The sequence below is a fragment of the Thalassococcus halodurans genome, assembly GCF_900108225.1.
GTDB classification, from domain to species: Bacteria; Pseudomonadota; Alphaproteobacteria; order Rhodobacterales; family Rhodobacteraceae; genus Thalassococcus; species Thalassococcus halodurans.
Genome location: NZ_FNUZ01000003.1, coordinates 1 through 23,958, shown reverse-complemented (window position 1 = coordinate 23,958; position 23,958 = coordinate 1). Strand labels below are relative to the sequence as shown.

At 57.6% G+C, this 23,958-nt stretch carries 25 protein-coding genes; 15 read left to right on the top strand and 10 right to left on the bottom strand.

Going from position 1 to position 23,958, the window contains the following annotated elements; translation table 11 throughout:
* Nucleotides 1-12: 12 nt before the first annotated feature.
* Both C4S59_RS10045 and C4S59_RS10040 read right to left on the bottom strand, forming a co-directional pair.
* Complete coding sequence (locus C4S59_RS10045) at nt 13-549, bottom strand: DUF3859 domain-containing protein (protein ID WP_103910380.1); 537 nt, start codon at nt 547-549, stop codon at nt 13-15.
* A gap of 101 nt (nt 550-650) precedes the next feature.
* Nucleotides 651-2,249, bottom strand: coding sequence for a phosphoenolpyruvate carboxykinase (locus C4S59_RS10040; RefSeq protein ID WP_103910379.1), 1,599 nt, complete (start codon nt 2,247-2,249; stop codon nt 651-653).
* 338 nt (nt 2,250-2,587) lie between these two features.
* On the opposite strand from C4S59_RS10040, the gene C4S59_RS10035 reads away from it, so the two are divergent.
* From C4S59_RS10035 to C4S59_RS10005, 7 genes are read left to right on the top strand one after another with little or no spacing between them, the layout of a single operon-like run.
* The gene (locus tag C4S59_RS10035) at nt 2,588-3,289 is read left to right on the top strand and encodes a response regulator transcription factor (protein WP_103910378.1); all 702 of its coding nucleotides are present in this window, start codon (nt 2,588-2,590) and stop codon (nt 3,287-3,289) included.
* A 27-nt stretch (nt 3,290-3,316) separates the two neighbouring features.
* Complete coding sequence (locus C4S59_RS10030; protein WP_103910377.1) at nt 3,317-5,023, top strand: sensor histidine kinase; 1,707 nt, start codon at nt 3,317-3,319, stop codon at nt 5,021-5,023.
* An 18-nt stretch (nt 5,024-5,041) separates the two neighbouring features.
* Nucleotides 5,042-5,473, top strand: coding sequence for an HPr kinase/phosphorylase (locus C4S59_RS10025; RefSeq protein ID WP_103910376.1), 432 nt, complete (start codon nt 5,042-5,044; stop codon nt 5,471-5,473).
* 4 nt (nt 5,474-5,477) lie between these two features.
* Complete coding sequence (rapZ, locus tag C4S59_RS10020) at nt 5,478-6,392, top strand: RNase adapter RapZ (RefSeq protein ID WP_234994735.1); 915 nt, start codon at nt 5,478-5,480, stop codon at nt 6,390-6,392.
* Nucleotides 6,389-6,811, top strand: a complete 423-nt coding sequence (locus tag C4S59_RS10015) for a PTS sugar transporter subunit IIA (protein WP_103910375.1) — start codon at nt 6,389-6,391, stop codon at nt 6,809-6,811. Before rapZ ends, C4S59_RS10015 begins: the two co-directional genes overlap by 4 nt.
* A gap of 22 nt (nt 6,812-6,833) precedes the next feature.
* Entirely contained in the window at nt 6,834-7,112 is a 279-nt protein-coding gene (locus C4S59_RS10010; protein ID WP_103910374.1) for an HPr family phosphocarrier protein, read from the top strand.
* A gap of 12 nt (nt 7,113-7,124) precedes the next feature.
* A complete protein-coding gene (locus tag C4S59_RS10005; protein WP_103910373.1) occupies nt 7,125-8,009 on the top strand; it encodes a lysophospholipid acyltransferase family protein in 885 nt (294 codons plus the stop codon).
* 4 nt (nt 8,010-8,013) lie between these two features.
* On the opposite strand, the gene C4S59_RS10000 is transcribed toward C4S59_RS10005, so the two are convergent.
* Nucleotides 8,014-8,985, bottom strand: a complete 972-nt coding sequence (locus C4S59_RS10000; protein ID WP_103910372.1) for a sodium-dependent bicarbonate transport family permease — start codon at nt 8,983-8,985, stop codon at nt 8,014-8,016.
* Nucleotides 8,986-9,081: 96 nt separating this feature from the next.
* Between C4S59_RS10000 and C4S59_RS09995 the strand changes: the two genes are divergently transcribed.
* On the top strand, nt 9,082-9,993 hold the full coding sequence (locus C4S59_RS09995) for a hydrogen peroxide-inducible genes activator (protein WP_103910371.1): 912 nt from the start codon (nt 9,082-9,084) through the stop codon (nt 9,991-9,993).
* Here the strand turns inward: C4S59_RS09995 and C4S59_RS09990 are convergent, their stop codons facing one another.
* Nucleotides 9,994-10,869, bottom strand: coding sequence for a 3-hydroxybutyryl-CoA dehydrogenase (locus tag C4S59_RS09990; protein WP_103910370.1), 876 nt, complete (start codon nt 10,867-10,869; stop codon nt 9,994-9,996).
* A 155-nt stretch (nt 10,870-11,024) separates the two neighbouring features.
* Between C4S59_RS09990 and C4S59_RS09985 the strand changes: the two genes are divergently transcribed.
* Nucleotides 11,025-11,867, top strand: coding sequence for a DUF6473 family protein (locus C4S59_RS09985; RefSeq protein ID WP_103910369.1), 843 nt, complete (start codon nt 11,025-11,027; stop codon nt 11,865-11,867).
* A gap of 54 nt (nt 11,868-11,921) precedes the next feature.
* On the opposite strand, the gene C4S59_RS09980 is transcribed toward C4S59_RS09985, so the two are convergent.
* The 5 genes from C4S59_RS09980 to C4S59_RS09960 all read right to left on the bottom strand — a co-directional run bounded on the left by C4S59_RS09980 (nt 11,922) and on the right by C4S59_RS09960 (nt 18,586).
* Nucleotides 11,922-12,848, bottom strand: a complete 927-nt coding sequence (locus C4S59_RS09980) for an electron transfer flavoprotein subunit alpha/FixB family protein (protein WP_103910368.1) — start codon at nt 12,846-12,848, stop codon at nt 11,922-11,924.
* Entirely contained in the window at nt 12,848-13,606 is a 759-nt protein-coding gene (locus C4S59_RS09975) for an electron transfer flavoprotein subunit beta/FixA family protein (RefSeq protein ID WP_103910367.1), read from the bottom strand. Before C4S59_RS09975 ends, C4S59_RS09980 begins: the two co-directional genes overlap by 1 nt.
* Before the next feature lie 206 nt (nt 13,607-13,812).
* Nucleotides 13,813-14,934: a M48 family metallopeptidase gene (locus C4S59_RS09970; RefSeq protein ID WP_103910366.1), complete on the bottom strand. Its 1,122-nt coding sequence runs from the start codon at nt 14,932-14,934 to the stop codon at nt 13,813-13,815.
* Nucleotides 14,934-16,139 carry a YjgN family protein gene (locus tag C4S59_RS09965; RefSeq protein WP_103910365.1) on the bottom strand — a complete coding sequence of 402 codons (1,206 nt, stop codon included), beginning with the start codon at nt 16,137-16,139 and terminating at the stop codon, nt 14,934-14,936. Before C4S59_RS09965 ends, C4S59_RS09970 begins: the two co-directional genes overlap by 1 nt.
* 125 nt (nt 16,140-16,264) lie before the next feature.
* Nucleotides 16,265-18,586 carry a DNA topoisomerase IV subunit A gene (locus C4S59_RS09960; protein ID WP_103910364.1) on the bottom strand — a complete coding sequence of 774 codons (2,322 nt, stop codon included), beginning with the start codon at nt 18,584-18,586 and terminating at the stop codon, nt 16,265-16,267.
* 163 nt (nt 18,587-18,749) lie between these two features.
* On the opposite strand from C4S59_RS09960, the gene C4S59_RS19800 reads away from it, so the two are divergent.
* From C4S59_RS19800 to C4S59_RS09940, 4 genes are all read left to right on the top strand, one after another.
* Nucleotides 18,750-19,304, top strand: a complete 555-nt coding sequence (locus C4S59_RS19800) for an SH3 domain-containing protein (RefSeq protein WP_103910363.1) — start codon at nt 18,750-18,752, stop codon at nt 19,302-19,304.
* Between the two features lie 74 nt (nt 19,305-19,378).
* Complete coding sequence (locus tag C4S59_RS09950) at nt 19,379-20,206, top strand: SDR family NAD(P)-dependent oxidoreductase (RefSeq protein ID WP_103910362.1); 828 nt, start codon at nt 19,379-19,381, stop codon at nt 20,204-20,206.
* A gap of 72 nt (nt 20,207-20,278) precedes the next feature.
* On the top strand, nt 20,279-20,482 hold the full coding sequence (locus C4S59_RS09945) for a twin transmembrane helix small protein (protein WP_103910361.1): 204 nt from the start codon (nt 20,279-20,281) through the stop codon (nt 20,480-20,482).
* A 4-nt stretch (nt 20,483-20,486) separates the two neighbouring features.
* Entirely contained in the window at nt 20,487-21,059 is a 573-nt protein-coding gene (locus C4S59_RS09940) for a cob(I)yrinic acid a,c-diamide adenosyltransferase (protein ID WP_103910360.1), read from the top strand.
* Here the strand turns inward: C4S59_RS09940 and C4S59_RS09935 are convergent.
* Complete coding sequence (locus C4S59_RS09935) at nt 21,056-22,420, bottom strand: cytochrome P450 (RefSeq protein WP_103910359.1); 1,365 nt, start codon at nt 22,418-22,420, stop codon at nt 21,056-21,058. The two genes, C4S59_RS09940 and C4S59_RS09935, sit on opposite strands and share 4 nt — an antisense overlap.
* A gap of 130 nt (nt 22,421-22,550) precedes the next feature.
* Between C4S59_RS09935 and C4S59_RS09930 the strand changes: the two genes are divergently transcribed.
* Together C4S59_RS09930 and C4S59_RS09925 are read left to right on the top strand one after the other, a co-directional pair.
* On the top strand, nt 22,551-23,237 hold the full coding sequence (locus C4S59_RS09930; RefSeq protein WP_200813207.1) for a hypothetical protein: 687 nt from the start codon (nt 22,551-22,553) through the stop codon (nt 23,235-23,237).
* A 151-nt stretch (nt 23,238-23,388) separates the two neighbouring features.
* The coding region (locus C4S59_RS09925; protein ID WP_146064527.1) for a GTP-binding protein at nt 23,389-23,958 on the top strand (570 nt) is incomplete at its 3' end.

The window sequence follows — 23,958 nt, the reverse complement described above, 5'->3', positions numbered from 1 at the left end:
TCAAGGTGTCGTTCAAGACAAGGGAAGCCCGCCGCAAGCCGCCGCGATCTCGGGCGACAGGGCAGGGGGCACCACGCGGAACGATGCGCGGTAAATAAGTTCGCCATCGCGGGTGGCGGAAAAGGTCCAGATGCCCGGCTCCATCTCTTCCAGTGTGTCAAAGCTGTAGGCGTTGATAGATGTTCCGACACCACCCAGTGATGTGACGTAGCGCTGGACGTTGATGCCGCTGTCGCGAAATTCTGGGTGGGTTAGGGTCAGGATGACGTTGTCATAGACGCGACCATCCAGTGCCTCGGTTTTGATACCGAAACTGATGTTTTCGACTGCGGGCACTTCGTTGGTGACCCACTGGAATTCCGGAATGCCTTCGAACAGTTCGATCTTGCCGGCGGCGGTGCCGGGGGCGGGCATTTCATCGACGATTGGAACGGCACAGAACACGCCCTGTTCCAGCCAGAGCGTAGAGGCATCGTATTCCGCACTGGCCCAAGCGGCAGGCGCGGTCAGGGTCAGGCAAAACCCGGTGATGAGGCGAAGCGAAGTCATAGGCCAAAAGTGGTTAGGTGGTGCGATGTGTCAACCAGTGGCCCGCGCAAAAGAAAAGGCGCGCGAAAATCCGCGCGCCTTTTGTATAGTTTTCAGCCGGTTCAGCCGATTGCGACGGCTTTGACGTCTTCGTCGATGAACGGAACATACTGTTCGAAGTTATCAGCGAACATCTGAACCAGTTTCGCGGCCTGCGCGTCATAGGCGGCTTTGTCGTCCCATGTCTTGCGCGGATCCAGCAGAAGCTGCGGAACGCCTTCGACTGCGACCGGCACGTCAAAGCCGAAGTTCGGGTCCTTGCGGAACTCGGCTTCGGTCAGCTGGCCGGACAGGGCCGCTGTCAGCAGGGAACGTGTTGCCTTGATCGGCATACGCGAACCTGTGCCGTAGGCGCCGCCGGTCCAGCCGGTGTTCACCAGCCAGCAGGTTGCGCCGTGCTTGGCGATCTTTTCGCGCAGCAGGTTGCCGTAGACTTCCGGACGACGCGGCATAAACGGTGCGCCAAAGCAGGTCGAGAATGTGGGCTCGGGCTCGGTCACGCCGCGTTCTGTGCCCGCAACCTTCGATGTGAAGCCGGACAGGAAGTGGTACATCGCCTGCGCCGGTGTCAGACGCGCGATCGGAGGCAGAACGCCGAAGGCATCACATGTCAGCATGATGATGTTCTTCGGGTGGCCACCCAGCGCTGTGCTGGACGCGTTCGAGATGTAGTTCAGCGGGTATGCGCAGCGCATGTTGGCTGTCAGGCTGTCGTCTTCGAAATCAAGGTCTTTGGTCTCGGGGTCAAAGACCATGTTTTCGATGACAGTGCCGAACTTTTCGGTCGTGTCGTAGATTTCCGGCTCGGCTTCGCGCGACAGGTTGATTGTCTTCGCATAGCAGCCGCCTTCAAAGTTGAAGGTGCCACGGTCGGACCAGCCGTGTTCGTCATCGCCGATCAGGATGCGATCGGGGTCAGCGGACAGGGTGGTTTTGCCGGTGCCGGACAGGCCGAAGAAAACGGCTGTGTCGACAGGGTTGCCCACGGCGTGGTTGGCCGAGCAGTGCATCGGCATGATGCCTTTTTCGGGCAGCAGGTAGTTCAGCAGGGTGAAGACGGATTTCTTGTTCTCACCGGCGTATTCTGTGTTGGCGATCAGGATCAGCTTCTTGTCGAAGTTCAGCGCGATCACTGTTTCCGAACGGCAGCCGTGCTTGGCGGGGTCCGCTTTGAACGACGGGCAGTTGATGATGGTGAAATCAGCAACAAAGCTGTTCAGGTCTTCGCGGTCAGGACGGCGCAGCATGTGGCGGATGAACAGGCCGTGCCATGCCAGTTCTGTGACAACGCGAACGTCGATGGCGTGGGCCGGGTCAGCGCCGCCAACCAGATCCTGCACAAAGTAATCGCGACCCTTCATATGCTCGACCATGTCGGCATAAAGCGCGTCAAAGCCTTCGGGCGACATTTCGGCGTTGTTGTCCCACCAGATGCTGTCGGCAACGCTGTCGGTTTTGACGACGTGCTTGTCTTTGGGGGAACGGCCGGTGAAGGCGCCGGTTGTCACGAGAAACGAGCCGCCTTTGCCCAGAGTGCCCTCTTTGCGTTCGAGGGCAGCCTCGATCAGCGCGGGCTCCATGAGGTTGTAATAGACATTCCCAAGACCCTCAATTCCCTGGTCTTCAAGGCGGAACTGCGGATTTACGCGTCCAAATGTCATTTTCGATGCTCCTGTAGCCGCGAAGGGTGCGGCGGTCACTGTTTGCACGCCAACTACGTGCTCCTACGACCTGCATGCCGTTGGATGCGGGGCCTGTAACACGATGATTTCACATGTGAACAGACCTCTCCAAGGCCGTTAGCGCAACCATCGCCAGTTTAGCGCAATCATGTCCGATCTGTCGCAGGGCAGTGCGGCAATTTCGCCATTCACAAGAAAAATCGCACCATCGTTCATCCTGTTTCAACTGGTGATTCGCACTTTGGAATTGCTGCACCGGCCAATTCCCCCCATAATATGCCCAAAATATAAATTGTGAGCAGTACAAGGATAACACCATGTCCAAGATCGCACTGGTGGACGACGACAGGAATATTCTGACGTCAGTCGCCATGACTCTTGAAGCCGAAGGGTTCGAGGTAGAAACATATAACGATGGTCAGGCAGCGTTGGATGCATTCAACAAAAAGCTGCCCGACATGGCCGTGTTCGACATTAAGATGCCGCGCATGGATGGTATGGATTTGCTTCAGCGCGTCCGTCAGAAATCGAAGATGCCGGTCATCTTCCTGACATCCAAAGACGATGAGATCGACGAAGTTCTGGGCCTGCGTATGGGCGCGGATGACTATGTCAAGAAACCGTTCTCGCAGCGCCTGTTGGTTGAACGCATCCGCGCGCTTCTGCGCCGTCAGGAAGCGGTTGCCAACAACACCGTTGGTGACACCGAAGAAACCAAGCTGATGGTACGCGGCAGCCTGTCGATGGACCCGCTGCGCCACTCGGTGACGTGGAAGGGCAAGGACGTGTCGCTGACTGTGACAGAATTCCTGCTGCTTCAGGCGCTGGCACAGCGCCCCGGTTTTGTTAAGTCCCGCGACCAACTGATGGATGTGGCCTACGACGATCAGGTTTATGTCGACGACCGCACAATCGACAGCCATATCAAGCGTTTGCGGAAAAAGATGCGTACTGTTGATGACGAGTTTTCGGCAATCGAAACACTGTACGGCATCGGGTATCGCTACAACGAAGAATAAGCCGTGTCGCTGGCTGAAGGAATGGATATGCGCGACTCTTCACCCGCTGAAAAGCGGGAGGATGATGTGGTTCTGGGTGACGATTGGGTTGCGCCGGATTCCACAGTCGAACGTGAGCTTAGGGAAAGCCGCGCACGTCGCGGCCTTTTCTCGCTCAACCGTTCGCCTTTGACGCGCAAGATTATCACGTTCAACCTGATTGCTCTGAATGTTCTGGTCGCAGGCATCCTGTACCTGAATTCATCGCGTGACACGCTGGCCATCCAGCGCGCTGTGGCGATGGAGGCCGAGGTCGAACTGATCGCAGACGTGTTCGAAGCTCAGCTTGAAGGCGAAACCCAAGTCAGGCTGGCGGACGAAGGCGCGGTCAATGTTCAGGTGACTTTGGGCAATCTTGATCTGCGGCAGGGATCGCGGGTTCTGGTGTTTGACGACCAGAATTTTTTGGTCGGTGAAACCACCGGAACGATGACACCCAGCCAATCTATCCTTCAGGACGAACAGGGCGATAAGCCCACGGTGATTTCCGATTTCCTGATGACGCTTTGGCGGTCGGTGTCGGAACTGTTCAGCATTCTGTCCGGCGATGAACCCGTTGACGAAGAAGACCGCCTGCGTCGTCTGATCGAAGACGGCAACGTTAATCAGACCCGCGTCATTCAAGACAATTCCGAGGATGGTGAAACGCAATTCACCGCGCTCGCCCCGATCCGCCATGCCGGCAAGGTCGTGGGCACCGTAGGCTTTGTGACCATCGCAAGCGAGATCGACACGGTGGTCCGTCTGGAACGCGAACGCGTTCTGCAGATGTTTGTGGTGGCGACGCTTGTGTCCATCGCGCTTAGCCTTGTGCTAGCGTCGACCATCGCCAATCCGATTTCCGATCTTGCCGATGCCGCCGAAATTGGCCGCGATCGCAACAAACGCAACGTGGCACCGGGCCGTATCCGTATTCCTGACCTCACAGCGCGCCCTGATGAAATCGGCCGTCTGTCCGGTGCTTTGCGTGGGATGGTGTCGGCGCTTTATGACCGGATCGACAGCAACGAACAGTTTGCTGCTGATGTGGCCCACGAAATCAAGAACCCGCTGGCCAGCCTTCGTTCCGCGATCGGGTCGCTTCGGATCGTCAAAAAGGATGAACAGCGCGGCAAGCTTCTGGATGTGATCGAACACGACGTGCGCCGCTTGGACCGTCTTGTCAGCGACATCTCGAACGCGTCGCGTCTGGATTCCGAACTGGTCAAAGAAGAAGAGCAAGAGTTCAACCTGCTCGAAATGATCGACAACCTGTCCCAGTACCTTGGCGAAGATGCCAAGCGTAAGGGGATCGAATTCATCACCGACCTGCCGCCGCATCCGATTTCGATCACCGGCCTTGAGGCGCGTCTGGCGCAGGTGTTTGTAAACCTGATCACCAACGCCATCAGTTTCTGCGAAGACGGCGATGCGATCCGCGTCTGGATCCGCCGCCGTGATAACCGCGTTCTGGTCGTCGTCGAAGACACAGGTCCGGGCATTCCGGAGCAGTCGCTGACCAAGATCTTCAAACGGTTCTATTCGCACCGTCCAGAAGGCGATTTTGGCAACAACTCGGGCCTTGGTCTGGCGATTTCGAAACAGATTGTCGAAGCCCATGGCGGCGTGATCTGGGCCGAAAACATCCGCCCGACAGAAGCGGACGTGACGTCCGAACCGCTGGGTGCGCGTTTTGTTGTTGGTCTGCCGATCTGATCTGTCGGGGGCAGTGTTATGTCCCTGAACGAAGGGTCCAGTATCATTCATGCAACCGCCGTGTCCTTAAACGGGCGCGGCGTTTTGATTATGGGTCCGTCAGGCAGTGGCAAGTCCGGACTGGCGCTTGAACTGATGGGCTATGGGGCCGATCTGGTCAGCGATGATCGTGTGGTTCTGGAAACCCGCGACCAAAGCCTGATTGCGCGGACGGCACCCAATTTGCATGGTATGATAGAAGCGCGTGGTATCGGTATTCTGAACGCCGTCACCGTCGACAGCTCCCAAATCGTGCTGGCCGTGGACATGAACCAAACCGAAACCGACCGATTGCCGCCGCATCGCAGCGTGGTTTTGCTGGACGTTACGGTTCCAGTCGTTCACAAATCCGCGCAGCCCTCTTTTGCAGCCGCGATCCTGCAATATCTTAAGCAGGGTCGTAAGGAGTAACATCTTGAACGCAGCGCCCCAGAGTGTGGTTCTTGTCACCGGCCCATCCGGAGCTGGTCGGACGACGACTATCCATGTTCTCGAGGACATCGGCTTTGAGACCATCGACAACATCCCCCTAAGCCTTGTGCCCCGTCTTCTGGACGGTCTGGTGGCGTCACAGCCGATGGCCTTGGGGATCGATGTCCGGAACCGCGATTTTTCGGTTCAGGCCTTGCTAGAGCTGTACGAAAAGCTGAAGCGTGATCCGGGTCTGTCGCTTGAGCTGATCTACCTTGATTGTGCGCAGAACGTTTTGCTGCGCCGCTATTCCGAAACACGCCGTCGCCATCCGCTGTCGCCCGATACTTCGCCTTCCGAAGGCATCAAGCAGGAACTGGCCTTGCTGGAACCGGTGCGCGATGTGGCTGACACGTTGATCGACACCACCGAACTTAGCCCGCATGACCTGCGCGATACGCTACAAGATCGCTTTGATGTCAGTGCGGGCGCGGGGCTGGCGGTGTCGTTGCATTCCTTTTCCTACAAGCGCGGACTGCCCCAAGGCGCCGATATGGTTTTTGACTGCCGCTTTCTGACGAATCCCCACTGGGACCCGGCGCTGCGCCATATGACGGGGCTGGACAGCGAGGTCGTGGACTACATCGCCAAAGACGGGCGGTTCGACGAATTCCGCACTCGTGTGGTGGAAATGCTGAAATTCCTGCTGCCAGCCTATCGCGACGAGGGAAAAGCACATTTTTCTGTCGCCTTTGGGTGTACCGGCGGGCAACACCGTTCCGTCGCCGTAACGGAAATCGTTGCGCGTGCTCTTGCGGAGTCCGGCTGGCGGGTGTCAATTAGGCATAGGGAGGCCGAGAGGCGGGCGAATTGGAGGTCGTCCACTCTACCCACTGAACAAAAGGACGCTCTGGTTTGATTGGTATTGTTATTGTGGCCCACGGTGGTCTGGCGCGCGAATACCTCGCGGCGGTAGAGCATGTCGTAGGCACGCAGCAGGGCATTCAATCGATCGCCATCGAGGCCGACTGTGATCGTGCGACCAAGCAAAAAGAAATCTGTCTCGCGGCGGATGCCGTAGATCAGGGGCAAGGTGTTGTTGTTGTGACAGACATGTTTGGCGGGTCTCCGTCGAACCTGAGCCTGATGGCCTGTCAGCCCGACAACCGCCGCATTCTATACGGGGCCAATTTGCCCATGTTGATCAAGCTTGCCAAAAGCCGGCACCTTCCTGTGCCAGACGCGGTTCGGCAAGCGCTTGAAGCCGGTCGGAAGTACATCGACAGCGTCAATATCAAGTCCGACGACGGATCGGACGCTGCCGCCAAAACAGCCTGATATAACAAGAAAAAGTGCCTGTATGACTGACTCTATCCGCCGTACCCATAAGATTGTGAATGAAAAAGGTCTTCATGCCCGTGCGTCGGCCAAGCTGGTCGAGGTTGTAGAAGGCTTTGACGCCCGCGCCGAAGTTTCCAAAGACGGCATGAGCGCGTCCGGCGACAGCATTATGGGCTTGCTGATGCTGGCTGCCTCGCGTGGCACGTCGGTTGATGTGGAAACCAGCGGCGCCGACGCAGAGCCGTTGGCCGATGCCATCGAAACATTGATTGCCGACCGCTTCGGCGAACCCTGCTGATCGGTCGTCAGGATGACCGTGCGTGATACCGGGACCGCAGAGCCAGAAGGCGTCGGTGTCACGGTCGCCACGCAAAACGCGCCTTATGACAAGCGCCGCCTTAGCTACGCGAACACATTCACCAACCCATGGAAAGCCAACACCATCCGCGCGATGGAGTGGGCGACGGGCAAGATCCCGTTGCTGCGGCTCGTGCGCCGGTTTGAACGGATGGGGCCTGCCGAGGGTCAGAAATTCTGGGCGCAGGCGCTGGGATTGATGAACATCGCGGTTGAGACGCCCGACCATGAGCTGGCCAATATTCCGAAATCCGGCCCCGTCATTGTCGTTGCGAACCATCCCCACGGGTTGGTTGACGGAATGGTTCTGGCAGAATTGATTGGCCGCGTCCGCACCGATTATAAAATCCTGACGCGGTCGCTACTGACAGGTATCTCCGAGATCGAGCAATTCATGATCCCCGTGCCGTTTCCCCATGAAGAAAATGCGCGGGAACAAAGCCTTGAGATGCGGGCGCGGGCTATGGATCACCTGAAACAGGATGGTTTGATCGTTCTATTCCCGTCCGGCGTGGTGGCCTCGTCCGACACGATGTTCGGTCCGGTGATTGAACGCGATTGGAACCCGTTCACGGCCAAGATGATCCAGCGATCCGGCGCAACTGTGGTGCCTATCCGGTTCACCGGTCAGAACTCGCGCGCGTACCAGATGGCGAATACGATTTCGCCGACCATCCGTCAGGGTCTGTTGATCCACGAAGTGATGCGGGCCTGCGGCAAACCGCAAGCCCCGATTGTGGGTCAGCCTATGTCGCCCGCCGATATTCAGGCGCTGGCCAAAGGCGGGCGTGAATTGGTGGCAAGGTTGCGGGAACAGACGATGGGTCTGGCCCGCTAAATTATCAAGCCGCCAAGGTCGCCAGCCACAGATACAGTGGCAGACCCACTGTGATGTTGAAGGGGAACGTCACGCCCAGTGACAGCGTCAGGTAGATGCCTGCTTCGGCTTGGGGCAGGGCGATCCGCATGGCCGCGGGTACCGCGATGTAAGAGGCCGATGCCGACAGAACCATCAGCAGGAACAGGCTTCCGGTGCCGAGGTCGATCATCATGCCCAACACGCAGGCCAGCAGGGCGCCGATCATGGGCATAACCACCCCGAATGCGAAGAGACCACCGCTCAGCATGTGTTTGTTCCGCATCAGGCTGCGCCCCGCGTTCAGGCCCATGTCCAGAAGGAACAGGCACAGGATGCCGGTGAAAGGCGTGACGACGAATGGGGCGATCATCTCCATCCCGTTTTCACGGGTCACCGCACCGATAAAGAAGGCCCCGACCAGAAGAACGATCGACCCGTTCACCAACAGTTCGCGCATGGGGACCGACGCTGTTTCGTCGGCTTTCCCGTATTTGTGGGCGATCCATAGGGCGGACAGGATCGCAGGCACCTCCATCGCGGCGGCGACGGCGACCATGTAGCCGTCAAAGGTGATGCCTGACAGTTCGAGCAGGCTGGACGCCGCAACAAAGGTGACAATCGAAATCGAGCCGTAATGCCCTGCAACGGCGGCTGCGTTCAGCGTATCAAGCTGCGTCATCGTTTTCAGAAGCGCGAAAGCGATGAAAGGAATTAGGAATGAGAGAAGAAGACCGACTCCGATGGCCAGGAACAGGTCCGGTTGAAGCCCGTGCTTTGACAGGCTGTGCCCGCCTTTGAACCCGATGGCCAGAAGCAGGTACAGCGACATAAATTTGGCAGCACCTTCGGGAATAGACAGGTCACTGCGGACAGCGGCCGCAATCAGGCCAAGAACGAAAAAGAGGATGGTCGGAACCATCAAGTTGCTGATCAGACTTTCAAGTACGGTGGTCATGGGGAGGGCTCCAGATGAAATCCGCGCCCTGTTGCCTGATCAATTTTGATAACTTAAATACAAATTGATCACATTAATTATAGTTTGAGGCTATGTATGCGTCCGACGCTCAGGCAGCTTGAATACATTGTCACGGTGCACCAGTTGGGCAATTTCGGATTGGCCGCCGAGGTGCTGAACGTCAGCCAGCCCAGTCTGTCGACACAGATCGCTACTGTCGAATCCGAATTGGGCGTGCGGCTGTTTCACAGAAACCGGAGTGGCGTAAAGACGACGGCCAAGGGCTTGGAGTTCGTCGAACGTGCCCGACGCATTCTGTCCGAGGTGACGAACCTGCGCGGGGCGATGACGTCCTCCGCACCGTTCGGCGGGCGACTGCGGTTGGGCGTTCTGCCGTCCATCGGGCCGTATCTGTTGCCCCAAGCCATGCAGGTGCTGCACCGCGACCAGCCGGATTTGCGCGTAATCGTGCGGGAGGAAAACACGCTTAGTCTGGATGAAGGCATCCGCTATGGCCGTTTTGATGCGATCATCTCGACGCCCGAGGATCATCCGAACACCCGCCAGATGCCGCTGTTCACCGAACCTCTGTGGATTGCAGTGTCCCGCGATCATCCTCTGGCAGGCCGCAAAAGCGCCACAGCCGAGGATCTGAGCGGCCAGCGTTTGCTGACGCTCGATACGGGCCACAGGCTGGCGCGGATTGTGTACGGGCTTGCTGCGGCCAGCGGGGGGATCGTGTCGGATGACTACGAAGGCACCAGTCTGGATTCGATCCTGCTGATGGCCGCCACCGGTGCCGGTGTTGCCGTTATCCCCGATCTTTTCGCCCGTATCCAGGCGGTTCACCGGCGCGAGGTTTTTACGATGCCCCTGAAAATGGCCGACGCGACCCGTGTGATCAGCCTGATGTTCGATCCGGATCAAACCCCGACAGAAGACCCGACCGCGCTCGCAGGCATTCTGCGCGACGTCGCTGGCAAGCTGGATTTGCGTAGGGCTGACTGATTAGCGGGTCGGAACAGGCGCGTCGCCGCGATAGTCATAGAAACCTCGGCTGGTTTTGCGGCCCAGCCAGCCGGCCTCGACATACTTCGACAGAAGCGGGCAGGGACGGTATTTGGTGTCGCCCAGACCGTCGTGCAGCACGTTCATAATCGCCAGACAGGTATCCAGACCGATAAAGTCTGCAAGTTCCAAAGGCCCCATCGGGTGGTTTGCACCCAGCTTCATCGCTTGGTCGATCGACGACACGTTGCCCACGCCTTCATAGAGCGTATAGACCGCTTCGTTGATCATCGGCATCAGGATGCGGTTTACGATAAAGGCGGGGAAGTCTTCGGCGCTGGCTGCGGTTTTCCCAAGGTCTTCAACGACTTTCAGGCAAGCTTGATAGGTTTCCTGATCTGTTGCGATGCCACGGATCAGTTCGACCAGTTGCATCACAGGCACGGGGTTCATGAAGTGGAAGCCCATGAACTTTTCCGGCCGGTCCGTGCGGCTGGCCAGACGTGTGATGGAAATGGACGACGTGTTCGATGTCAGGATCGTGTTGGGCTTCAGGTGCGGCACAAGCGTTTCAAAGATTTTCGTCTTGATCTCTTCGCGCTCGGTCGCCGCCTCGACGATCAGATCGCATTGGCCCAACTCGGTCAGTTCTTGCGTGGATGAAATGCGCGCCAGCGACGCAGCCTTGTCATCGGCCGAGATGATGTTCCGGCTGACCTGACGATCCAGGTTCTTATCGATCACCGCCATGGCGCGTTCCAGCGCATCAGCGTTCAGATCGTTCAGCACAACATCATAGCCGGCTACGGCCATAACATGTGCAATCCCGTTGCCCATCTGGCCCGCGCCAACGACACCCACCGACTTAATTTCCATGTCGTGCCCTTTTCATCTTGCTGCAGCGCAACAGTAGGGCGTGCCCTAGGGGAACCGCAAGGCCAAGCATGCAAGTTCCTGTCAAATTTGAAATTTAGGATTTCGGCAAGAGGAATCACCGAATTTTCCAAGTGGGTGAAAATATAGGTGGTGAGATGACGGAACTGTCAAAGTCCCGTGGGGGACTGGAATATTATCCATGTCGTTACGGAAAATCGCGTCTGGGCTTTCGTGGCCCCAGACGCATGTTAGAGGGGCCGTATCTGGCCTGTCTGGGGGGCACAGAAACCTACGGGCGGTTTGTGCCGGAACCTTATCCAACGTTGATCGAGGCCGGACTGAATGTGCCAGTGGCCAACTTCGGGGTCATCAACGCAGGCATCGACCTGTTTCGAAATGATCCAGATGTGTTGGCCTTGGTGCAAGAGGCACGGCTTGTTGTCTGTCAGGTGATGGGCGCGGCGAATATGTCGAACCGGTACTACAGCGTGCATCCACGCCGGAATGACCGCTTCCTGAAAGCGTCGGACAAATTGTTAGACCTCTATCCAGAGGTCGATTTTACCGAGTTCAATTTTACACGCCATCTGTTGCAGGCGCTGATCGACCGCGGGCCGGAAAGGTTCGATCAGGTGATAGAAGAGCTTCAGACGGCTTGGGTCGCGCGGATGAAATCGCTGGTCGGCGGTTTCTTGGGCGGCACGATACTTGTCTGGATGTCAGACAAACCTGTGCCCGAACATGTGAGTTACGAGTCCAACCAGCAGCTTGGGCCTGATCCGTTGTTTGTCACCAAGGCGATGATCGACGAATTGCGCCCGCGCTTGCTGGGATTTGTTGAGGTCAGCGACCCACCCCGCCCCCAGCGCGCGGATGGTATGATCTTTTCCGATTTCGAAGAGATCGCCGCACGCGCCTGTGTCGGGCCGGATGCGCACCGGCGGCTTAGCATGCATTTGCTGGAAAAACTAAGACCCGCGCTGGAAGTGTCGCTGTAATAAAAAAAGCCCGCCGAATTCGGCGGGCTTTTCCAATTCAGATGATCGGGTCGATCACAGTTTCTCGGTCAGTTCCGGAACTGCATCGAAGAGGTCCGCAACCAGGCCATAGTCGGCAACCTGGAAGATCGGGGCTTCTTCGTCTTTGTTGATCGCGACGATGACCTTGGAGTCTTTCATACCCGCAAGGTGCTGGATCGCGCCCGAGATGCCGACGGCGACGTACAGATCAGGTGCAACCACCTTACCGGTCTGGCCCACCTGCCAGTCGTTCGGGGCAAAGCCCGAGTCAACCGCGGCGCGGGATGCGCCAACCGCTGCGCCCAGCTTGTCCGCCAGCGCTTCGATCAGGTTGAAGTTCTCTTCCGAACCAACGCCACGACCACCGGAGACAACGACGCCAGCCGATGTCAGTTCCGGACGATCGCTTTCGGCCATCTTGTCTTCGACCCATTCGGACAGGGCAGGGTTGTCGGCAGCGGAAACCGCTTCGACTGACGCAGAACCGCCTGTGCCCGCCAGATCGAATGTCGATGTACGGAAGGTGATGACCTTTGTCGCATCCGAGGATTTGACGGTCTGGATCGCGTTACCCGCATAGATCGGACGTTCGAACGTGTCGGCATCTACAACGCCTGTGACGTCTGTCAGAACCATCACGTCCAGCAGCGCCGCAACGCGCGGCAGGATGTTTTTCGCGTCAGTCGTGGCGGGTGCCACGATGTGCGAATAACCGCCAGCCAGCGAAACGATCAGAGCCGAGACGGGTTCCGCCAGACGGTGGCCGTAGATCGCGTCTTCGGCGACCAGAACTTTGGACACGCCGTCGATTGTCGCGGCTTCGTCAGCTGCGGCTTTCGCCGTTGCGCCAACCGCCAGAACAGTCACGTCGCCCAGTGCCTTGGCCGCAGTCACAGCCTTGGCTGTGGCGTCCATCGCCAATGCGCCGTCGTTGATTTCAGCAAGCAGAAGAACAGCCATTAGACAACACCCTTCTCTTTGAGTTTCGCCACCAGCTCGTCAACCGAGCCAACCATTTCACCCGCTTCGCGCGAACCCGGTTCGGATGTTTTGACAACTTCCAGACGCGGGGATGCGTCGACGCCGTAGTCCGCCGGTGTTTTCTCATCCAGAGGCTTTTTCTTGGCCTTCATGATGTTCGGCAGAGACGCATAGCGCGGCTCGTTCAGACGCAGGTCGGTTGTGACGATTGCGGGCAGCTTGACCTTGATGGTCTGCAGACCGCCGTCAACTTCGCGGGCCACAACAGCGTTGTCGCCGTCGACGTCCAGCGTGTTGGCGTTTGTCGCCTGTGCCCAACCCAGAAGCGCAGCCATCATCTGGCCTGTCGCGTTCAGGTCGTTGTCGATCGCCTGCTTGCCGCAGACAACCAGACCGGCGCCTTCTTCTTCGGCAACCTTGGCAAGGATCTTGGCAACCGCCAGCGGTTCGATGTCTGTGTGGACGTCGTCAGCCGCAACAACGAGGATCGCGCGATCCGCGCCCATCGCCAGAGCGGTCCGCAGTGTTTCCTGCGCCTGCTTGACGCCGATGGATACCGCGATGACTTCTTCTGCTTTGCCCGCTTCTTTCAGACGGATCGCTTCTTCTACAGCGATTTCGTCGAAGGGGTTCATCGACATTTTGACGTTAGCCAGATCGACACCGGTTCCGTCCGCTTTCACACGAACTTTCACGTTGTAGTCGATCACGCGCTTGACAGGCACGAGTACCTTCATATGCGTTTCTCTCCTTGTACAGGCGCGTGGCCGAGGCCATGCGCGGGTAAAACTTTTCTCCCACGGCGTGAATAACCGTTCAGCGAACACTGAAACAGGGAAAAAACGTCACATCGGGTGCATTCGACGTCGCGTTTTCTGATTATGACGTTTCGGCATACGTGTTTTTTGCCCCATGAAAACGGGGCCTTTGGTCGCAAGTTGGCTCAATCGCAGATTTGCTTAAGCGATTGCCACTGGGAATCAGAGATGACCGGACTTGTGGCGCTTTGTGTTTCGGCAAAGTCCCGTGCGCGCTGAGCCCTTTCAAGCGTAACGGGGTGCGTTGACAGATACGCAGGCAGCGCGGATTCGCCGTAAGTTTCGTCCAGAAGTTCAAAGAAACGCGCCATCCCGTCGGCGGACACATTGGCGTTTTGCAGCATTTCAAGCGCGAATTCATCCGCCTGACCTTCTGCTTCGCGCGTGTAGGACGCCGACAAAAGCTGTTCCCCCAGAATCGCCATAACCGCGCCGCCGGTGAAATCCCCGATCAGCATGGTCAGCAAACCGGCCGATCCAGAGGACCGGAGCGCATTGCGTGTCGCATCGCGCGATTCGACATGGCCGATTTCGTGGGCCAGCACGGCGGCCACCTCATCGGGGCTGTCAGCGCTGTCGATCAGGCCCTTCATCACAACCACCTGCCCGCCGGGTGCGGCAAAGGCGTTAACCATCGGATGATCAAACACGCGACTTGATATGGTGTAGGTCATGTCCTGATTTTCGGTCAGCCGGTCGACCATGACTTGCAGGGCGATCTGGCCCTCTTCCCCCTGACAGGTCAGCTCATCTATTCCGACGCCGCCAAACACCCGCGCGATCTGGGCCACAACGGTTTTGCCAAAGGCAACTTCGCGTTCGATGGGAATGATCGCGGCCAGTGTGTTCGCCATGGCCGGCAGGATCACAAACAGCATCAGCACAGTGGCCCCCACTGCCATGCCTGTGAACTTGGCGATCTTCTTCATCGTCCCTTTGGGCACGTCTTTGCGGAACAGATCGGGCCGCGTCGTAAGAAGCCATTCTTTGGCAACTGTATCTTCTAAAACAAGACGCGCCGTGTGGCGCGCCAGTTCGTCATCGCCTTCTTGGCGCAGTGTCAGGATCACCTGATGTTTGGCGCCATCCGAATGCAGGCCGCGCAATTCGCCCAAAGGCCAGCGCAGCGGTTCCGGCAGGCCGTCGCCGGTGATGAACAGAGCCAGCCGGTCAGGCCCCAGAGACACGGTCACCGGAATCCTGCCTGCTGTCTTGCCATCAAAGAAAACGGCCTGCGTTTCCTGCATCAGATTGCGCCTCCGATATCCAGCGCGTCGGCAAAGCCGTCGGCATCCAGATTGCTGTCGGCCTCGCGCTGATGGATCATGTTCAGCCCATCGGGGTTCAGCACAGTCAGCGTGTCGATGTAGTGCGCCAGAATGGGCTGGGTGATGAACACAAGGCTAAGCGCCTGCGCCAGAACCAGCAACGTCAGATAGCCGACAAGCCCGATGAAGATCAGGATAACCGGACTTCCGCCTTCTTGCGCAAAGGCACCGAACAATCCCATGACCAAGCCAAAGATCAGCGCCGCTGCTGCCATGATCGCAGTGATGATGATCGCGCCGAGAATTGCCTTGGAAATGACTGTGCCCGTGCTCGGGTCTGCGTTGAACCGCACATCTTCAAGGGTCTTGTTGTTCGTGAGATATTTAAAGCTGTGGACCGAGTAATAGATGCTGCCGATAATCAGCCAGACATAGCCGACGAAGCCTAGAATACCTGCCAATGCCCCACTGCCTGAGACACCGGCGGCCACTGCTCCGACCAAAATAACCAAGCCGATGGCGATATGTTTCATCGCCGGATACAGCTTTTTCCATTCACCGGTCTGTTCGAACTTGGCCGAACCAAAGTGGCTGCGGTCGGTCATGTATTTTTCAAGGTAATAGGTCTGGCGCGGCAGCATGATGCCCAAGGTAACCAGCGTCAAAAGACCGTGGCCAATCGCCCGCCAGACATAGCCCCACGCGCCCTTTTCCATTGCAAAGCGGATGCCCCGCCAACGGGTACGGGCCAGCTTGTAACGGCGTGCGCGGTAGACCGCGAACAGCAGGAACGGAAGCACGGCAAAGAACGAAATATAGATCGCCAGGATCTGTCCAATCACCTGTGCCGGTGATGCGTTTTCGGGGTCTACCATGATGTTCATGCCAAAGAAGAACAGCACCATCTGGATGATGCCCAGATAGACCGCCAGAAACACGATCGCGACAAGAAAGCCCAACAGCTTTTCCAGCCCTGTACCAGTGTATTCAAACGTGTCACCGCCGACATTGGCGCGCGACCAGATGTACCGGCGCAGCCGTGTTTTCTGCCAGAAGCGGTAGATGCCGAAGGTCACGATGGTCAGCATGCCGGTCTTGAAGGCAAGGCCGAACATCTCTTTCTTGGTGCCATTATAATTGACGTTTAAATCGCCGCTCGCTGAGCCTGTTAATGGGCTGGTCATAAATATCTTTCCCTAAGGTTAACTGCCGCCACTCTGCTAAAAGTTGTGCGCTCGGTAAAGGGCAAAGCGATTGATTTGCGAAACTAAAAAAGGGTGCCTTGAAGCACCCTTTTTTGTTCTCGGTATCAGGTAAACTTGTTGTCCCGCGGGAAACCGCGTGGGGCCATGCGCCCCGCCGAGGCGCGTTTGGCGATCCATTCGTCCAGCTCTTCATGCGTGACGGTGCGGGTCCGGCCTGCGGGATCAAGCCAGTTCAGGCCGACCTCAAGCACAAAGGTTTTCGCGTCGGACAATCCGCCGTCTTTGTACTTTTGCAGGCGCACGCCTTTGCCCCGACCCATTTCCGGAAGTTCATCCAGCGGGAAGATCAGGACCTTGCGGTTTTCGCCAACGACAGCCACGGCATTACCTTCAACCGGTTTCACGACCAGCAGACGGATGCCTTCCTTGACGTTCAGAACCTGCTTGCCGGTTCGCGTCTGCGCCACGACATCGGCCTCGGGCACGACAAAGCCGTCACCGGCCGAGGACGCAACCAGCAATTTGCGGTCGGGATTGTGGATCAGGATATCCATAATCTCGGCCTCGTTCGGCAGATCGACCATCAGACGCAGCGGTTCACCCATGCCGCGCCCGCCGGGCAGGTTCGCGGCAGAAATGGTGTAGAAGCGCCCGTTCGACGCAGCGACCAGCAGTTTGTCGGTGGTTTCCGCGTGGAAGATAAAGCGCGGGCCGTCGCCGTCTTTGAACTTTAGCTCGCGTGTCAGATCAATGTGGCCTGTCATCGCGCGGATCCAGCCCATTTGCGAACAGACCACCGTGATCGGCTCGCGCTCGATCATCGCTTCGATCGGAACGTCTTCGGCTTCGGCGGCCTCGGCCAGCATGGTGCGACGTGCGCCACCGGCATAGCCCTTGCCGAACGCCTTCTTGGTTTCACGCAGCTGTTCCGAGATGCGGGTCCACTGAAGGTCTTCGCTGGCCAGCAGGTCTTCCAGACCGGCGCGCTCTTCCATCAGGCGATCCCGCTCCGCGACCAATTCCATCTCTTCGAGACGACGCAAGGACCGCAGGCGCATGTTCAGGATCGCTTCGGCCTGAACCTCGGTCAGGGTCACGGCGGACGCGGGGATCACATCGGACGGCCCGACATAATCGGCCTCGGAAGTGGCGCGTTTGTGATCCTGAGACCAGTCTTCACGCATCAACGCGGCCTTGGGATCGTCATCGTAGCGGATAATGTCGATCACCCGGTCAAGGTTGAGGAAGGCAATGATCAGGCCTTCCAACACCTCAAGGCGGTGGTCGATCTTTTCCATCCGGTGCGCCGAGCGGCGGCACAGAACATCGCGACGGAAATCAAGGAAGGCACGCAGCACTTCCTTCATCGAACAGACCTTAGGCGTCACGCCGTCGATCAGCACGTTCATGTTCAGGCTGAACTTGATCTCGAGGTCCGAGTTACGGAACAGCATGTTCATCAGAACATCGGGGTCCACGTTCTTGGACTTGGGTTCAAGGATCATGCGGATGTCTTCGGCGCTTTCGTCGCGCACATCGGCAAGGATCGGAACCTTTTTGGTCTGGATCAGCTCGGCCAGTCGTTCGACCAGCTTGGATTTCTGAACCTGATAGGGAATTTCGGTGACGACGATCTGATAGACGCCGCGGCCCAGATCCTCGATCGCCCATTTTGCCCGCAGGCGGAACGATCCACGACCGGTGCTGTAGGCTTGCGCGATGTTTTCGGGCGATTCCACCAAAACGCCACCTGTCGGGAAATCCGGACCAGGGACGTAATTCAACAGGGTGTCGTCCTGCGCGTTGGGCGACTTGATCAGATGCAGGCAGGCATCAATCAATTCGGAAATATTGTGCGGCGGGATATTCGTCGCCATGCCCACCGCGATCCCGCTGGCGCCGTTCGCCAGAAGGTTCGGGAAAGACGCGGGCAGAACAACCGGCTCTTCCAGGGTGCCGTCATAGTTCGGGCGGAAGTCGACGGCGTTTTCGTTCAGCCCGTCCAGCATCGCCTCGGCCACGACGGTCAGTCGCGCTTCGGTGTAACGCGAGGCCGCAGGGTTATCGCCGTCGATGTTGCCGAAGTTGCCCTGACCATCCACCAGCGGATAGCGCACGGCAAAGTCCTGCGCCAAACGCGCCATCGCGTCATAGATCGCGGCGTCGCCATGCGGGTGATAGTTGCCCATCACGTCGCCGGAAATCTTGGCGGACTTCCGGAAGCCACCCGTCGACGACAGACGCAGTTCGCGCATCGCGTACAAAATGCGGCGGTGAACAGGTTTCAGACCGTCCCGCGCATCAGGCAGCGCACGGTGCATGATCGTCGACAGCGCATACGTCAGATACCGTTCCCCGATCGCGCGGCGAAGGGGTTCAGAACTTGTGTGCGAAGGGGTGTCCGGCTCGGTTATGTTATCGTTCATGGGCATCGTGATACCGCTGCGAAAGTGCTTCGGCAAGTTGCGCTTGATGCATTTTATTTCGTTTTCCCCTTATCCCGTAAAAAGAGAATCGCTAGGACCGAGGGAACGCCAGCTGCCTTTTGGCGTTAGTTCAGTAACACGGTCTATTTTTGGGGGTGAGCGGATGGCCCGCTTCATTATTGCATCTTTTGGATTTCTATTCTGGGGTTTTTACGAAATGAGCGGCGGCGCTGATTTTGAACCCGGATGGTATATTGAGAATAAAGACGGCGTTGAGATTGCTGCTGTCGAAGAAACAGTTCTGCCGAAAGTAGAAGAAGAACCGGTCGTGACGCGGGCGGATACGCGTATCAACGACCTTGGCGCTGTTGCCACAGCCAAGCCTTTGGTCACTCCGGTTTCCTACAATGCTGACGGCACGCAAGGTGCGCGCGTTGTGAACGTTCTTTACACACAAGCCGAACCTATCGAAGTTGACGTGTCCGAACCCGAAGTTGTCGCGGCTGTCGCAAACGAAGTTGACCTGCGTGAAGTGACTGCATCGCGAGTGAATCTGCGCAACGGTCCCGGCACACGGTATTCGGTTCTGGATAAGCTGGTGCGCGGTGATGAAGTTCAGGTTCTGTCCAACAATGGCGACGGCTGGATCAAACTGCGCGTAAAATCTAGCAACCAAGTGGGCTGGATGGCTGATTATCTGGTCACAGCCTCAAACTAAGCCTTTGAAAGGCTTGAAGTGGCGCCCCTAACAGATCATCTCAGTCCTGACTGCAATGAAGACGGGACTGAGACATGACCAAATCCATACTGATCACCGGATGTTCGAGCGGTATTGGATTGGACGCAGCGCAGATGATGCAACGACGCGGATGGCGCGTCTTTGCCTCTTGCCGGAAACCCGAAGATTGCAATCGCCTGCGCGAGATGGGGTTTGATAGCCCGCTGATCGACTACGAAAACCCCATCACCTTTACCCCTGCGATCGAAGAAATTCTGGCCGCGACCGGTGGCACCCTTGATGCGGTGTTCCACAACGGCGCTTACGCTATTCCGGGGCCATTGGAAGATATCTCTCCTGATGCGATGCGCACGATTTTCCAAGCGAATTTCCTTGGTTGGCACGAATTGACGCAAAAGCTTTTGCCGGTGATGCGCGATCAGGGGCATGGTCGTATTGTTTTGAATTCCTCAATTCTCGGATTTATCGGAACGAAATGGCGCGGTGCATATGTATCGACCAAATTCGCGTTGGAAGGTTGGGCCGATGTGATGCGGCTGGAATTGGAAAGCGAAAATATTCAGGTCGTATTGATTGAACCCGGCCCAATCACATCTGAATTTCGGAATAACGCGATCAAGCAATTCGAAAAATGGGTGGATTGGGAAAATTCCCGCCGCGCCGACGAGTATCGCAGCACCTTGCTGGACAAGCTGTACAAAGGAAGCGGCGAGATGAAGGGCACGCTGCCTGCCTCGGCAGTTTCGGAAAAGCTGTTTCAGGCCGTGACCGAGATAGATCCACCCGCGCGCTACCGTGTGACCATGCCAACGCAGGCCATGGCCGTGGCCAAGCGCATTCTGCCGCAATCTGTGCTAGACTGGATTCTAAAGCGGGCGTGAAAGTCGCATTCGCTTTTTCTGCAAGGGCAGCTATGTCTTCGCAGACACGCGTAGACATCTGAAAGGTCCGCTATGCTTCAGGATCCACTATTTATCGTCATGGGGTTCTCCATCCTCCTTGTTTTGGGGATTTTGATGGTCGGAATCGGCGGTTTCGCCAAGGGTGGCGAATTTAACCGCAAACACGCCAACCGCATCATGCGCTACCGCATTTACGCGCAGTTCTTTGCGGTGGTACTGATCCTCTTGTTCGTTTGGATCAGAAGAGGAGCCTGAGCCGATGGTTGTCCTGAACCGCATCTACACCCGCACCGGTGACCAAGGCGAAACGGCCTTGGGAAATGGCGACCGTGTTGCCAAGCATTCCCCGCGGGTCATCGCCTATGGCACGACGGATGAACTGAATTCTGTCGTTGGTATTGCCCGTTTGCATTCCGAAGGTGCAATGGACGCCATGCTGGCCACCATTCAGAACGATCTGTTCGATCTGGGCGCGGACCTGTGCCGCCCCGACATGGACCGCGATGATGAGGCCGACTATCCGCCGCTGCGGATGATTTCGGCCCAGACGAAACGTCTGGAAGCCGAGATCGACGAGATGAACCAACGTCTTGAGCCGCTGCGCAGCTTTATCCTGCCAGGTGGGTCGGCACTATCGGCGCATCTGCACCAATGCCGTACCGTGGCACGTCGCGCGGAACGTCTGGTGATCGAGTTGTCCGTGACCGAGGATGTGAATGCGGCGACCGTCACGTACCTGAACCGCCTGTCGGACTGGTTCTTTGTGGCCGCACGCATTGCCAATGATGATGGCAAAGCCGACGTTCTGTGGGTGCCGGGCGCAAGCCGCTAAGCGTTTAGCGGCGTCACCTTCATCCAGACGCCGCCACTCGGGCGCATCGTCAATATCATCACCGGTTCCGGTGTCTTGTCTGGCACCGCTTCAAACGCGAACCGTGCCAGCAGCGTCGCCAGCACAATCACGCTTTCCTGAATGGCAAAACTGGCCCCGATGCAAACACGCGGGCCATCCCCGAACGGCAGGTAGGAATAACGCCGTTCCGACCACTTCGTCTGAAGCCATCTTTCGGGCACAAAATCATCGGGCGCATCCCAAAGTTCGCGATGCCGGTGCAGGGCGAAGATCGGGATCATGATCGCTTCGCCTGCGAAAACCTTGGTGTCGCCCAGCACGTCATCGCGCAAAATCGCACGTCCAACCAAGGACGCGGGCGGATAGAGCCGCAGTGCTTCGTCAATGATGGCGCGGATGTAGGGCAGGTTTTCAACATCGTCGGCGGTTGCGGTCCGCGTTCCAAGTACGGCTTGTGCTTCGGCGCGGGCCTTGGCCTGACGTTCGGGATCGAACCCAAGCAAATAAAACGCCCAACTCAGCGCGAGCGCGGATGTCTCGTGGCCAGCAATCACAAAGGTCAGAAGATTGTCGCGCAGTTCTTTGGTGGTCATCCGTCGACCTGATTTCGGGTCTTCTGTCCGTAGCAGCAAATCAAGCAGATCATCAGGGCGGTTCGCGTTTCCCAGTTCGCGTCGCAGATCGATGGCCCGTTCAGCCTGCCGGTGAAGCGCCTTGATCGTCCGGCGGTTCAGCAAATGGCTCGGGCGGGGGACCCATTCGGGCACCGCCATAAGATCCATCAACGACAGCTTGCCCACCGAATAGGTGTAGTCGTTGATCAACTGGTGCATGGCCTTGCCATCCAACCCCTCGTCGCCGGAAAACGTGACGTTTGCGATGATGTCAAACGTGACCTCGGTCATATCGTCATAAAGGTTCACAGGGCCGGAGGCCGCCTTGCGCGCGATTTTGCGGCTGATCTGATCGGTGGCGGTGGTCATCGTTTGACCCAAGGCGCGCACATAGTTCGGGGCGAAAACAGGCGCGGTGGTCCGGCGCTGCCATCGCCACGGCGCACCGTCAGCCAGCAGGATCGAATTCCCCAGACCAGGCCGCAAAAGCGCCTTCATCACAAGCGATTTCGGATAATTGTCGACGTTGTCTTTCAAAACGCGGCGCAGCAGATCGGGGTCGGTGACCATATGCCAGCGGGGGCGTTTGTGATCGGTGACGATCTTTTCGCTCAGAGCGGTTTGCGGAATGATGTTTAGAACATTCTTCCGCACGTGTTTGAGCGTCTGCAACGTGGTTAAAGGCCCGCGGGCAAAGGCGGGCTTAACAGGCAGGCGCTGGCGCATGTCGTTCACGGTAGGGTACGTCCATATCGGCTAGGATAGTATCAACAACGGCAGTTTCCAGCCTAGTTTGATTGCGACAATTGCGACGGTGCGATATGCCAATGTCTACAGCTATGTGGGAAGCTATATCATGCGTCTGTCTACCTTTGTTTTTGTTCCGATTTTGGCCCTTCTGGCAGCCTGTGCTGATGGCGCCCGCGAACTGAAGGAACCGTTTGTGCCGCTTGGTGATTTCAAGCTGGGCCATGCGGTTGTCACGTCGCCCAATATTACGAAAGGCCCTGCGTCCCGTCAGGCGGATGCGGATGAGTGGAACAAGGCCATGGATGCCGCGCTCGAAGAACGCTTCCGCCGCTATGAGGGTGACAGCTTTTACCACATCGGCGTCAGCGTCGAAGGCTTCGTTCTGGCCCAGCCGGGTATTCCGCTGGTCTTCAGCCCGAAATCGGTGGTGATTGTCCGTGCTACGGTGTTCGAAGATGCGACCGGCAAAAAACTGAATGAAGTGCCCGAGCAAATCACAGCGCTCGAAGCGGCGTCAGCCGAAACGATTGTCGGCTCTGGCGTGACGCAATCCGCCGAAGAGCAGATGGAAAATCTGACGAAAAATGCAGCCCTGCAGATCGAAAACTGGATGCGCCGCATGCAGCAGGAGGCCGGCTGGTTCGGAGGACCGGAAGCCAACCTGACTGCAACCGGCGAACCCGTTGAATATGATGTAGTAATTGGCGGCCCCGCGCTGGATTACTCTGATGAAAGCGCCGCGTCTGAGGTCATGGCTCCGGTCATCGAACCGGAACTGGATGCGCCGAATTAAGCCTAAATGACTGTCCCCGGCCTGTGTTGTCGGGGCACTTCTGTCGATCTTGGTGCAACTGCGCCTTGATTTTCCCGTCGCGAGTCAATATCTCCGCCCGCGATGCAATTCGGGCCCGTTTCGGCCCCCCAACGGTGAGGCGTCTTGAGAGATGGCAAAGGAAAAGTTTGAGCGCGGCAAGCCGCACTGCAACATTGGCACGATTGGTCACGTTGACCACGGCAAAACGACGCTGACAGCGGCGATCACGAAGTACTTTGGTGACTTCAAAGCGTACGACCAGATTGACGGTGCGCCTGAAGAAAAAGCGCGCGGCATCACGATCTCGACTGCGCACGTTGAGTACGAAACAGAAGCACGTCACTACGCACACGTCGACTGCCCCGGCCACGCTGACTATGTTAAGAACATGATCACCGGTGCGGCGCAGATGGACGGCGCGATCCTGGTTGTGAACGCGGCCGATGGCCCGATGCCCCAGACACGCGAGCACATCCTGCTTGGCCGTCAGGTTGGTATCCCGGCGATGGTTGTTTTCCTGAACAAAGTTGACCAGGTTGACGACGAAGAGCTGCTGGAACTGGTTGAGATGGAAGTTCGTGAACTTCTGTCCGAGTACGACTTCCCGGGCGACGATATTCCGATCATCGCAGGTTCCGCTCTGGCGGCGATGGAAGGCCGTGACCCGGAAATCGGCGAAAACAAGATCAAAGAACTGATG